Here is a 13,196-nt window from a genome sequence, read left to right on the forward strand (position 1 = left end):
CCACATGCGCCTCATGCACCGCCTTGTGCGCCAGCATGGGCTGGCCCACGATGTCGCCGATGGCGAAGATGTGCGGCACGTTGGTGCGCATCTGGATGTCGACGTTGATGAAGCCACGGTCGGTCACAGCCACACCGGCCTTCTCGGCGGTGATCTTCTTGCCATTGGGCGTGCGGCCCACGGCCTGCAGCACCAGGTCGTACACCTGCGGCTCGGGCGCGGTGCCGCCCTCTTCCGCTGGTGCAAACGTGACCTTGATGCCTTCGGGGGTGGCCTCGGCGCCGACGGTTTTCGTCTTCAACATGATGTTGTCGAAGCGCTTGGCGTTCATCTTTTGCCAGATCTTGACGAGGTCGCGGTCAGCGCCCTGCATCAGGCCATCCATCATCTCGACCACATCCAGGCGCGCGCCCAGCGTGCTGTACACGGTGCCCATTTCGAGGCCGATGATGCCGCCGCCCAGGATGAGCATGCGCTTGGGGACTTCTTTCAGCTCCAGCGCGCCGGTGGAATCGACCACACGCGGATCGTCGGGCATGAACGGCAGGCGCACGGCCTGGCTGCCTGCGGCGATGATGGCCTTTTTGAAGGCGATGGTCTTCTTGGTGCCGGACTTGTCTTGGCCGGTGCCGGTGGTCTCTTCCACTTCCAGGTGGTTGGCACCGACAAAGGCACCGTAGCCGCGCACGGTGGTCACCTTGCGCATCTTGGCCATGGCGGCCAGGCCGCCGGTGAGCTTGCCGATGACCTTTTCCTTGTGGCCGCGCAGCTTGTCGATGTTGAGCGCAGGCGCTCCGTAATCCACACCCAGGTCGGCCATGTGACTGACTTCGTCCATGACGGCCGCCACGTGCAGCAGCGCCTTGGACGGGATGCAGCCCACGTTCAGGCACACGCCGCCCAGGGTGGCGTAGCGTTCCACAATGACGACCTTGAGGCCCAGGTCGGCTGCGCGGAAGGCGGCGCTGTAGCCGCCGGGGCCGCCGCCTAGTACGAGCACGTCGCAGTCCAGGTCGGCCGTGCCTGCAAAGCTAGACGCTACCGGATTGATAGCTGCTTGCGCTTGTGGAGCAAGCGCTGGGGCCTGTTTTGGCTCTGAAACTGCGGGTGCAGCAGTGGGTGCAGGTGCAGCGGAGGGAGTTGCCGCAGCAGCACCCTCCACCTCCAGCGTCAGCACCACCGAGCCTTCGGCGATGTTGTCGCCGAGCTTCACTTTCAGCTCTTTGACCACGCCAGCGTGGCTGGAGGGGATCTCCATGGAGGCCTTGTCAGACTCCACAGTGATCAGGCTTTGCTCGGCCTTGATGGTGTCGCCGGGTTTGACCAGCACTTCGATGATGGCCACTTCGGCGAAGTCGCCAATGTCGGGCACTTTGATGTCAATGATTGCCATGGTGTGTCTTGCCCTTTGGTTACATCACGATGCGGCGGAAGTCCGCCAACAGCGAGGCAAAGTACACGTTGAAGCGCGCCGCAGATGCGCCGTCGATCACGCGGTGGTCCCAGCTCAGGCTTAGCGGCAGCATGAGGCGCGGTGCGAACTGCTTGCCATCCCACTTGGGTTCGATGCTGCTCTTGCACACGCCCATGATGGCCACTTCAGGCGCGTTGATGATGGGCGTGAAATAGCGCCCACCAATGCCGCCCAGCGAGCTGATGGAGAAGCAGCCGCCCGTCATGTCGGCCGGGCCCAGCTTGCCGTCACGCGCCTTCTTGGCCAGGTCGCCCATCTCTTGCGAGATCTGGACGATGCCCTTTTGGTCGGCGTCGCGGATGACGGGCACGACAAGGCCGTTGGGCGTATCGGCGGCAAAGCCGATGTGGAAGTAGTTCTTCAGCACCAGCTGGTCGCCGTCGAGCGAGCTGTTGAACTCGGGGAACTTCTTGAGCGCGGCCACGGCGGCCTTGATCATGAAGGCGAGCATGGTGACCTTCACGCCACTCTTCTCGTTTTCCTTGTTGAACTGCACGCGGAAGGCTTCGAGGTCGGTGATGTCCGCGTCGTCGTGGTTGGTGACGTGCGGGATGACGACCCAGTTGCGGTGCAGGTTGGCGCCGCTGATTTTCTTGATGCGCGAGAGGTCCTTGCGCTCCACCGGGCCGAACTTGGTGAAATCGACCTTGGGCCAGGGCAGCAGGTCGAGGCCGACGCCGGAACCGCCCGTCGCTGCAGGAGCCTTGGCAGCTTGTGCCTTGGTCTGGGCCGCACCTGCCATCACCTGCTTGGTGAAGGTCTGCACGTCGTCTTGCGTGATGCGGCCCTTGGGTCCGGTGCCCTTGACTTCGTCGATGGGCACGCCCAATTCGCGGGCGAATTTGCGCACGGAAGGGCTGGCGTGCGGCAGGCCCAGAGTGGGCGCGCCCGGCTGGTGGGCGGGCACGGAGGCCGTGGCGGCGACCGGTGCGGCGGCGGCTGCAACCGGTGCGGGGGCGGCAGCGGGCGCAGGCGCTGGAGCCGCCGCCGAAACTGCGGGCGCAGCAGCGGCCACCGGCACACTGCCCGCCACGCCTTCCAGCATGGCAACGAGATCGCCGATGTTGACGGTGTCTCCAATCTTGACCTTGAGCTCCTTGACCACACCAGCGGCGGGCGACGGAATCTCCATGGAGGCCTTGTCGGATTCGACGGTGAACAGCGATTGTTCGAGCTTGATGGTGTCGCCCACCTTGACCAGCAACTCAATGACAGCCACGTCCTTAAAATCGCCAATGTCGGGCACGCGCACTTCCACCGGGCCTGCAGCTGCAGGGGCTGCGGCGGGTGCAACCGGTGCTGGTGCAGCGGCCGCAACGGGGGCGGGTGCAGCAGCTGCAGGTGCTGGAGCGGCGGCAGGGGCTGCAGCAGCAACGCCCGCATCTACCGACTCGACCACGGCAATCACCGAGCCTTGCTTGACCTTGTCGCCAATGGCGATCTTGAGTTCCTTCACCACGCCTGCGTGGCTGGACGGAATCTCCATCGATGCCTTGTCCGATTCGACGGTGATGAGCGACTGCTCGGCCTTCACGGTGTCGCCCACCTTGACCAGCAGCTCGATCACGCCCACTTCGTCGAAATCCCCGATGTCCGGGACTTGAATGTCTACCAATGCCATTGTTGTCTCCGGTTCAGTTATGCGTACAGCGGGTTGATCTTGTCAGCCTGGATGTTGTACTTGGCAATCGCCTCGGCCACCTTGGTGGCGGGCAGCACGCCGTCTTCGCTCAGCGCCTTGAGGGCAGCGACCACGATGTAGTGGCGGTTGATCTCGAAGTGCTCGCGCAGCTTGCTGCGGAAGTCGCTGCGGCCAAAGCCGTCGGTGCCCAACACCTTGTAGGTGCGGCCCTTGGGGATGAAGGGGCGGATCTGCTCGGCGTAGGCCTTCATGTAGTCGGTGGACGCGACTACGGGACCTTGCGATGCGGACAGTTGCTGGGTGACGAACGGCACCTTGGCTTCTTCGGTCGGGTGCAGCAGGCTCCAGCGCTCGGCGTTCTGGCCATCGCGGGTCAGTTCGTTGAAGCTTGGGCAACTCCACACCGAAGCTGCAATGCCCCAGTCTTTTTCGAGCAACTCTTGTGCAAAGAACGATTCGCGCAAGATGGTGCCGCTGCCCAGCAGTTGCACAGTAGGCGCTTCCTTGGGCAACGCGGGCGCCTGTTTGCAAAGGTACATGCCCTTGATGATCTGCTCTTCGGTGCCGGGCTGCAGGCCGGGCATGGGGTAGTTTTCGTTCAGCAGCGTCAGATAATAGAAGACGTTTTCCTGGCGCTCGACCATGCGCTTCATGCCGTCGTGCATGATCACCGCGACTTCGTGGGCGAAGGTGGGGTCGTAGCTCACGCAGTTGGGGATGGTGTTGGCCAGGATGTGGCTGTGGCCGTCTTCGTGCTGCAGGCCTTCGCCGTTGAGCGTGGTGCGGCCTGAGGTGCCGCCCAGCAGGAAGCCACGTGCCTGCATGTCACCCGCCGCCCAGGCCAGGTCGCCAATGCGCTGGAAGCCGAACATCGAGTAGTACACGTAGAACGGGATCATGATCCGGTTGTTCGTGCTGTAGCTGGTGGCCGCAGCGATCCAGCTGCTCATGCCGCCCGCTTCGTTGATGCCCTCTTGCAGGATCTGGCCCGCCTTGTCTTCCTTGTAGTACATGACCTGGTCTTTATCGACCGGGGTGTACTGCTGGCCTGCGGGGTTGTAGATGCCGATCTGGCGGAACAGGCCTTCCATACCGAAAGTACGGGCTTCGTCCACCAGGATGGGTACGACGCGCGGGCCCAGGGCCTGGTCACGCAGCAGCTGCGTGAGAAAGCGCACGTAGGCTTGCGTGGTCGAGATTTCACGGCCTTCGGGCGTGGGCTCGGTGATGGCCTTGAAGGTCTCCAGCGCGGGCACGGTGAAGCTCTCTTCAGCCTTAACGCGGCGCATGGGCAGGTAGCCGCCGAGGGCCTTGCGGCGCTCGTGCAGGTACTTCATTTCCGGGGTGTCATCCGCTGGTTTGTAGAACGGCAGTTCGGCCAGCTGGCTGTCCGGGATCGGGATGTTGAAGCGGTCGCGGAAGGCCTTGATGTCTTCGTCGCTGAGCTTCTTGGTCTGGTGGACAGTGTTCTTGCCCTCGCCAATCTTGCCCATGCCAAAACCCTTGACGGTCTTGATCAGCAGGACGGAAGGCTGACCCGCGTGGTTCTGCGCGGCATGGAATGCGGCATAGACCTTTTGCGAATCATGGCCGCCGCGTTGCAGGTTCCAGATCTCATCGTCGGTCATGTGCTCGACCATCTTCAGGGTGCGCGGGTCGCGGCCGAAGAAGTTCTTGCGCACGTACGCACCATCGTTGGCCTTCATGGCTTGGTAGTCACCGTCGTTGGTGCTCATCATGAGATTTCGCAGTGCGCCATCATGGTCCTTGGCGAGCAGCGCGTCCCAGCCCTTGCCCCAGATCAGCTTGATGACGTTCCAGCCGGAGCCACGGAACTCGCCTTCAAGCTCCTGGATGATCTTGCCATTGCCACGCACGGGGCCGTCCAGGCGCTGCAGGTTGCAGTTGATGACGAACACCAGGTTGTCCAGCTTTTCACGCGCGGCCAGGCCGATAGCGCCCAGGGATTCGACCTCGTCCATTTCGCCGTCGCCGCAGAACACCCAGACCTTGCGATTCTCGGTGTTGGCGATGCCACGGGCGTGCAGGTACTTGAGAAATCGCGCCTGGTATATGGCCATCAACGGGCCCAGGCCCATCGACACCGTGGGGAACTGCCAGAACTCGGGCATGAGCTTGGGGTGCGGGTAGCTCGAAAGGCCCTTGCCATCCACTTCCTGGCGGAAGTTGAGCAATTGGTCTTCGCTCAAGCGGCCTTCGAGGTAGGCACGGGCATAAATACCGGGCGACACATGGCCCTGGATGTACAGCAGGTCACCGCCGTGGTTTTCGCTCTCGGCATGCCAGAAATGGTTGAAACCCGCGCCAAACATGCTGGCCAACGAGGCAAAAGACCCAATGTGGCCGCCCAGGTCGCCTCCTTCGGGCGGATTGTGGCGGTTGGCCTTGACCACCATGGCCATGGCGTTCCAGCGCATGTAGGCGCGCAGGCGTTGTTCGATTTCAAGATTGCCGGGGCTGCGTGCCTCCTGGCTGGGCTCGATGGTGTTGACGTAGCCAGTGTTGGCCGAGAACGGCATGTCCACGCTGCTCTGGCGCGCGTGTTCCAGCAATTGCTCTAACAGGAAGTGAGCGCGCTCAGCACCCTCTTTGTCGATGACTGCGGTCAGCGCATCCATCCACTCACGGGTTTCCTGCTGGTCGGTGTCGGTAGCGGGCGCGTTGCCGTTTCCGGCCTGTGGGTCGGGCTGAGCTGACATGCTTTGTCTCCTGTAGGTGTGGCAGCAATTTAGGTCGTTGGCTCTAGTTTCGCATATTTTTATTTAATTTCAAATGGTGCCTAAGCATTTCATATTGCAAGAAATTGCTGCAGATGCACATAGACCCAGATGGGAAAAAAGCGAACACCGCTCCCCTACACTCGTGGGATGGAACCGATACCCCCCGCAGCGCCCACCAGTACCCTGGTGGTGGTCGCCCCTATTCGCTGGTGGCGCAAGTGGTGGCGGGGTTTGTCCCCCACACGGCAGGACCGGTTTGCGGCCCTGGCGCCGCTGGCTGCCGTACTGATGTTTCTGGCCGCCATCGTGGCCGCGTTCTGGTATTTGCGCGCCGAAGAGGCCGAGCGGGAGCAAGAAGCCCTACGACGTGATGTGGAATATGCCCAGCAACGGGTGCGGCTTCGTCTGCTGGAAAGGCAGGAGCAACTCATGCGCATTGCGCGTGACCTGTCGAACCAGGAACTAGAACGCGCAGACTTTGTGAGCCGCGCCGAGACGCTCATCAGCCAATACCCCGAACTGCAGGCCATCACCTGGATCGACGAGCGCCGCCGCATTAGAGCCAGCCACGCGGCACCCACGCTGGCCAGCAACGAGCTGCGCATCGCAGGCGAAGTCCTCAAACCCGGCGACACCGCCGACACCTTTGGCCTGGCGCGCGATCTGCAGCAGCCGGTGTACGCACAGCCCACCGCCACGTCAGGTGATTCCACTCCTTTATTGCAGCTGCAGGTGCCACTGAACAACCAAGGCAAGTTCAGTGGCGTGGTGCTGGGCGAATACTCCATCGACAGCCTGCTGCGCTACGGCACGCCGACTGAAGTGCTCGCGCGCTACGCCGTCACGCTCCTGGATGGCAAAAACCAGGTGCTGGCGGGCACGCCCCTTGGCCCCCGCAACACCGCTACGCAGTTGCTGCCCTGGAACCCGCGCGCCAACGAATACGAAGTGCCGGTGTCGCCCGTGGGCAATGGCCTGGTGCTAAAGGCCCAGGCCTACCGTACCTCACTGGGCGTGGTGGGCAGCGGCCTGTTTTGGCTGGTCGGCACCTTGAGTGCCATGACCGCGTGGATGCTGATCGCCACCTGGCGCCACACGCGGCGGCGAATGCAGGCGCAGCAAGCGCTGGTGGCTGAGACGAACTTTCGCCGTGCGATGGAAAACTCCATCCTGACCGGCATGCGCGCGCTGGACATGGAAGGCCGCATTACCTATGTGAATGCCGCGTTCTGCCAGATGACGGGCTGGAGCGATGCAGAACTGGTGGGGCTGAAGGCTCCCTTCCCGTACTGGCCCGAGTCTGATCACGAAGCGTTGCACGCCAAGCTGCGTGATGAGCTGAGCGGCAAGACCATCGTCGGGGGTTTTCAGGTGCGGGTACGCCGCAAAAGCGGAACGATTTTTGATGCGCGCCTGTATGTCTCTCCCCTCATAGATGCCCATGGCCAGCAAACCGGCTGGATGACATCAATGACCGACATCACCGAGCCCAACCGCATCCGCGAGCAGCTGTCGGCGTCGCACGAACGCTTCACCATCGTGCTGGAGTCGCTGGACGCCTCGGTGTCGGTGGCCCCGTTGGGCAGCGAAGAGCTGTTGTTTGCCAACAAGCTCTATCGCCAGTGGTTTGGCTCGCAAACCGGCGGGCATCTTCAACTGGTGGCGCAGGCCGGTGTGGTGCCCATTGCAGGCACCGAGCACACCGGCATGGACGACGAGGACGGACTGATGGGCCTGCCCACAGACCCGCTGACCAGCGCCCGCACCGAAAACGCCGAAATCTACCTGCCCGACCTGGGCAAGTGGCTGGAAGTGCGGTCGCGCTACCTGAACTGGGTGGATGGCCGCCTGGCGCAGATGGTGATTGCCACCGACATCACTCCCCGCCGCCAGGCCGAAGAGCAGGCCGCACGACAGGCCGAGCGCGCCCAGTCGGTCAGCCGCCTGATCACCATGGGTGAGATGGCGTCCAGCGTGGCGCATGAGCTGAACCAGCCGCTCACGGCCATCAACAACTATTGCAGCGGCATGGTGTCCCGCATCCAGAGCGGGCAACTGACCGAAGAAGCGCTACTAACAGCCCTGCAAAAAACCGCCCACCAAGCGCAGCGTGCGGGCCAGATCATCCAGCGCATCCGCGCCTTTGTGAAGAAAAGCGAGCCCAATCGCACCCTGGCCGATGTGCACTCCATGGTGAACGAGGCCGTCGAACTGGCAGACATTGAACTGCGCCGCCACAACGTGCGCCTGACCCACTACGTGGCAGCCCGTCTGCCGCCCGTGATGGCAGACACCATCCTGATCGAACAGGTGCTGGTCAACCTGATGAAAAACGGCGCCGAGGCCATTCAGCATGCCAGCCGCCCTGCCGCTGGCCGTAGCGTGGAGCTGCGTGTGGTGCCCAAACACATCGAAGACCGCGAAGTGGTGGAGTTTTCGGTGCAGGACACCGGCAAGGGCTTGGCGCCCGAGGTGCTGGAACGGCTGTTCGAGGCGTTCTTCTCAACCAAGGAAGAAGGCATGGGCATGGGGCTGAACCTGTGCCGCAGCATTGTGGAGTCGCACCAGGGCAGGATGCAGGCAGAGAACCTCTACAATGGATCAGAGGTCACAGGCTGCAGGTTCTCATTCTGGCTGCCGCTCGCCAAGCCTGCTGATGCCACTACAAATTCTGTAGCAAACCAAAAGAACCCAAGGACAATTGCATGAGCTTGATTCCGAAAAAAGGCACTGTTTACGTTGTAGACGACGACGAGGCAGTCCGCGATTCCCTGCAGTGGCTGCTGGAAGGCAAGGACTACCGGGTGCGTTGCTTTGATTCGGCCGAGACGTTTCTGTCGCGCTATGACCCCCGCGAAGTGGCCTGCCTGATCGTGGACATCCGCATGGGTGGCATGACTGGGTTGGAGCTGCAAGACCGCCTGATCGAACGCAAGTCTCCCCTGCCCATCGTGTTCATCACCGGCCACGGCGATGTGCCCATGGCCGTGAACACCATGAAAAAGGGCGCGCTGGACTTCATCCAGAAGCCGTTTGACGAAGAAGAACTGGTCGGCTTGGTGGAACGTATGCTGGACCACGCCCGCGAGGCTTTTGCGGGCTTTCAGCAGGCCGCCAGCCGTGATGCCCTGTTGTCCAAGCTCACCAGCCGCGAAGCCCAGGTGCTCGAACGCATCGTCGCAGGCCGTCTGAACAAGCAGATTGCCGACGACCTGGGCATCAGCATCAAGACCGTGGAGGCGCACCGCGCCAACATCATGGAAAAGCTGAACGCCAATACCGTGGCCGACCTGCTCAAGATCGCCCTGGGCCAGAACGCCCCCAAAGCTTGATACTCATATTTTGATAGCTACTATCGCCTATCAGTAAAGCGCTAGATTCCAATTTGACTGATATTTCTGATATGACCGCCCAACTGATCGATGGCAACGCCCTCTCCCGCCAACTGCGCAGCGAGATAGCGCAACGCGCTGCTGCACTTACCGCCCGAGGCCACCAGCCTGGCCTCGCCGTGATCCTGGTGGGCGAAGACCCTGCGTCTGCGGTGTATGTGCGCAACAAGGTCAAGGCCTGCGAAGACAGCGGCGTCCGGTCGATCTTTGAGAAGTACGAAGCGGACCTGAGCGAAGCGGCCCTGCTGGCGCGCATTGCCGCACTCAATGCCGACGCCAGCGTGCACGGCATCCTGGTGCAGATGCCCTTGCCCAAACACATCGACCCGCACAAGGTGATCGAAGCCATCGCCACCGCCAAGGACGTGGATGGGTATTCGGTGCTGTCTGCGGGCGAACTGATGGCCGGGCTGGATGGCTTTCGCCCCTGCACCCCCTACGGCAGCATGAAGCTGATCGAGTCCACCGGTCAGTCCATCAAAGGCAAACACGCGGTTGTCATCGGCCGCAGCAACACTGTGGGCAAGCCCATGGCCTTGCTGCTGCTGCAGGCCAACGCCACGGTCACCGTCACTCACAGCGGCACACCTGACCTCGGCTACCACACCCGCCAGGCAGACATCGTCGTGGCCGCCGTCGGCCGCGCCAACACACTGACGGCCGACATGGTCAAACCTGGCGCCATCGTCATCGACGTGGGCATCAACCGCAAGGCCGATGGCAAGCTTTGTGGCGACGTGGACTTTGACGGCGTCAAAGAAGTGGCGGGCTGGATCACCCCCGTTCCTGGCGGGGTTGGACCCATGACCATTACCATGCTGCTGGTGAACACCATCGAAGCAGCCGAGCGCACCGCAGGGCGCTGAGCGCATTCCGTCGATGCCGGCTGCTTTGCAACTTGAACCCGCGCCACATGGCGCCATCTAAATTCGCATGAGCAACGCCCTTCTCGACTTCTCCGACCTCCCCCACTTCGACCGCATCGCGCCGGCAGACGTCGCTCCGGCCATTGATGTCCTGCTGGAGCGCGCCAACGCGGCGCTGGAGACCGTGACCGCGCCTGAGTTCCCAGCCCGCTGGGAAGCCATCGCCAAGGTGCTGGATGTGGCCACCGAACAGCTGGGCACGGCCTGGGGCGCCATCAGCCACCTCAACAGCGTGGCGGACACGCCCGAGCTGCGCGCTGCCTATAACGCTGCACTGCCCCGCGTCACCGAGTTCTGGACACGCTTGGGCGCCGACGAACGCCTTTACGCCAAGTACAAGGCCATCGACCCGGCGGTGTTGTCTGCCGAGCAGCGACAAGCGCACCTGAACGCGGTTCGCAACTTTGTGCTCAGCGGCGCAGAACTGACAGGCACCGCCAAAGAACGGTTTGCGCAAATCCAGGAACGCCAAGCCGAGCTGAGCCAGAAATTCAGCGAAAACGCCCTGGACGCCACCGACGCATACGCCTACTACGCTACGGCGGATGAGTTGATCGGCGTGCCATCCGATGTGCAGCAGGCCGCTTTGGCCGCAGCACAGGCTGAAGGAAAGGCAGGCTACAAGCTCACGCTCAAAATGCCTTGCTACCTGCCGGTGATGCAGTTTGCCGCCCGTAGCGACCTGCGTGAAAAGCTTTACCGCGCATATGTAACCCGCGCCTCCGACGAGGCCAAGGGCGATGCACGCAAGTTCGACAACACGGCGCTGATCGGCGAGATCCTGACGCTGCGCCGCGAAGAAGCCCAGTTGCTAGGCTATGCCAATTTTGGCGAAGTGTCTGTCGTGCCCAAGATGGCAAAGTCACCGGACGAAGTAGTCAGCTTTCTGCGCGACCTGGCCCGCCGTGCTCGGCCGTATGCAGAAAAGGACGTGGCTGACCTTCGCACCTTTGCCGCAGAGCACTTGGCCCTGACTGCCCCGCAGGCCTGGGACTGGCCCTATATCTCTGAAAAGCTCAAGGAAGCGCGCTACGCTTTCAGTGAGCAAGAGGTCAAGATGTACTTCACGGCACCCAAGGTGCTGGCGGGGCTCTTCAAGATCATCGAAACACTGTTTGAAGTGTCGATTCGCCGCGACTCAGCACCCGTGTGGAACGCCGCGGTGGAGTTTTACCGCATAGAGCGAAACGGCCAGCTGGTCGGCCAGTTCTATCTGGACCAACCTGCCCGCACCGGCAAACGCGGTGGAGCCTGGATGGACGACGTTCGCGCCCGCTGGCAGCGGCCCGACACGGGCAAACTGCAAACGCCGGTGGCGCATCTGGTGTGCAACTTTGCAGGGGCAGTGGATGGGAAACCGCCTCTGCTGACCCATGACGATGTCATCACCCTCTTTCACGAGTTCGGCCACGGCCTGCACCACATGCTGACCCAGGTGAATGAACGTGACGTCTCAGGCATCAGCGGCGTGGAATGGGATGCGGTGGAGTTGCCGAGCCAGTTCATGGAGAACTTCTGCTGGGAATGGGATGTGCTCAAACACATGACAGCGCACGTCGACACCGGCGAACCATTGCCCCGCGCACTGTTCGACAAAATGATCGCTGCCAAGAACTTCCAGAGCGGCATGCAGACGTTGCGCCAGATCGAGTTCTCGCTGTTCGACATGCTTTTGCACACCGAGCACGACCCCGCTCAGGATTTCATGCCTTTGCTCAATGAGGTGCGCAGCGAAGTGTCCGTACTTGCGCCACCCGCCTTCAGCCGCACGGCGCATACCTTCAGCCATATTTTTGCGGGTGGGTACGCTGCGGGGTACTACAGCTATAAATGGGCGGAGGTGCTGAGCGCCGATGCCTATGCGGCCTTTGAAGAAACTGCGGGAAGCGACGGCCTACCAAGCACCGAGACAGGCCGACGCTACCGGGAAGCCATCCTGGAGGCAGGCGGTAGTCGCCCCGCGATGGAATCTTTCAAGGCTTTCCGCGGCCGTGAGCCGAGCCTGGACGCATTGTTGCGCCACCAGGGCATGGCCGACGAAGTGACAACGGCCTGAACAATTTACTCGTATTGAGCACAGCGCAATGCACAGTGCCCACTGCCGCCCCGTACTGACCTACTCGCCTACTGACGCACCGAATTGAGGAATTTGATCATGCACAAACCACTGCTCGCCCCTTTGCTGGCATCGTTGCTGATGGCTTTGATCAGTGCCCATGCGCAGGCGCAAGGCGTGTATCGCATAGTGGGTCCCGACGGTAAGGTGACCTTTTCGGATCGGCCTCCAGCCGACGCCACCAGCGCTCAGCCCGCTCGTACCACCAACACGGGCCCAGCTGCAGCCAATGCCTCGTTGCCCTTTGAGTTGCGCCAGGTGGCCAATCGCTTTCCTGTAACGCTGTACACGGGCAGCGACTGTGCACCTTGCGTCAGCGCCAAGAAGCTGCTGACGCAACGTGGTGTTCCGTTTACCGAACGCACCGTGTCCACCAACGAGGACATTGCCGCGCTGCAGCGCCTGAGCGGCAACTCAAGCCTGCCGTTTGGCACGGTGGGAGGGCAACAGCTGGCCGGGTTCTCAGATACGGAATGGACGCAATATTTGGATGCTGCGGGCTACCCCAAGCAATCCCAACTACCCGCGAACTACCGGCAGCCTGCGCCTACTCCATTGGTGGCCGTCAAGGCGGTAGAAGCCGCGCCGGCGGCATCGGCGCCCCCTGCACGAGCCGCTGCACAGCGGCAACGTCCACCAGCTCCCGTCAATGAAGGTCCCACGCCTAGCAATCCTGCAGGGATTCGGTTTTGATGGTCTGAAAGCCGCCCACGGATGTCAGTGGCGATCTCAAAAATAAGGGGCCGTTCCAGGCCCCTTATTTCTTTACATGCCGAAACACGTTGCGGCGCGTTCGACAAGCTTGTATGGTCAAGCCATGAATACAGACAAGTTGCGCAACATCCTGAACGGCGTAATGCTCAGGTTCCGTCAACTTGTCTACCAAGGGCAAGGAGCTGGGGTGG

Annotated in this window: 8 protein-coding genes; 5 read left to right on the forward strand and 3 right to left on the reverse strand. The window is 62.0% G+C overall.

Annotation, left to right across the window (positions count from 1 at the left end; translation table 11 throughout):
* The 3 genes from ACK4OE_RS23055 to aceE form a co-directional block, all read right to left on the reverse strand.
* Window positions 1-1,393: FAD-dependent oxidoreductase (locus tag ACK4OE_RS23055; protein ID WP_409888481.1), on the reverse strand; the 1,393-nt coding region annotated here is incomplete at its 3' end.
* 19 nt (window positions 1,394-1,412) lie between these two features.
* Window positions 1,413-3,095, reverse strand: a complete 1,683-nt coding sequence (aceF, locus tag ACK4OE_RS23060; RefSeq protein ID WP_409888483.1) for a dihydrolipoyllysine-residue acetyltransferase — start codon at window positions 3,093-3,095, stop codon at window positions 1,413-1,415.
* A 17-nt stretch (window positions 3,096-3,112) separates the two neighbouring features.
* Window positions 3,113-5,836 carry a pyruvate dehydrogenase (acetyl-transferring), homodimeric type gene (gene aceE / locus ACK4OE_RS23065; RefSeq protein ID WP_409888485.1) on the reverse strand — a complete coding sequence of 908 codons (2,724 nt, stop codon included), beginning with the start codon at window positions 5,834-5,836 and terminating at the stop codon, window positions 3,113-3,115.
* 168 nt (window positions 5,837-6,004) lie between these two features.
* On the opposite strand from aceE, the gene ACK4OE_RS23070 reads away from it, so the two are divergent.
* The 5 genes from ACK4OE_RS23070 (at window position 6,005) to ACK4OE_RS23090 (ending at window position 12,984) form a co-directional block, all read left to right on the forward strand.
* A complete protein-coding gene (locus ACK4OE_RS23070) occupies window positions 6,005-8,566 on the forward strand; it encodes a PAS domain S-box protein (protein WP_409888487.1) in 2,562 nt (853 codons plus the stop codon).
* Window positions 8,563-9,189 carry a response regulator transcription factor gene (locus ACK4OE_RS23075; RefSeq protein ID WP_409778277.1) on the forward strand — a complete coding sequence of 209 codons (627 nt, stop codon included), beginning with the start codon at window positions 8,563-8,565 and terminating at the stop codon, window positions 9,187-9,189. The genes ACK4OE_RS23070 and ACK4OE_RS23075 overlap by 4 nt, the downstream gene beginning before the upstream one ends.
* A 71-nt stretch (window positions 9,190-9,260) precedes the next feature.
* Window positions 9,261-10,115, forward strand: coding sequence for a bifunctional methylenetetrahydrofolate dehydrogenase/methenyltetrahydrofolate cyclohydrolase FolD (gene folD / locus ACK4OE_RS23080; protein WP_409888489.1), 855 nt, complete (start codon window positions 9,261-9,263; stop codon window positions 10,113-10,115).
* A 67-nt stretch (window positions 10,116-10,182) separates the two neighbouring features.
* Window positions 10,183-12,231: a M3 family metallopeptidase gene (locus ACK4OE_RS23085; protein ID WP_409888491.1), complete on the forward strand. Its 2,049-nt coding sequence runs from the start codon at window positions 10,183-10,185 to the stop codon at window positions 12,229-12,231.
* 99 nt (window positions 12,232-12,330) lie between these two features.
* Window positions 12,331-12,984: a glutaredoxin domain-containing protein gene (locus ACK4OE_RS23090; RefSeq protein WP_409888493.1), complete on the forward strand. Its 654-nt coding sequence runs from the start codon at window positions 12,331-12,333 to the stop codon at window positions 12,982-12,984.
* The last annotated feature ends 212 nt before the right edge of the window (window positions 12,985-13,196 follow it).

Source organism: Acidovorax sp. (assembly GCF_046314175.1).
In the GTDB taxonomy this organism is placed as follows: Bacteria; Pseudomonadota; Gammaproteobacteria; order Burkholderiales; family Burkholderiaceae_C; genus Acidovorax.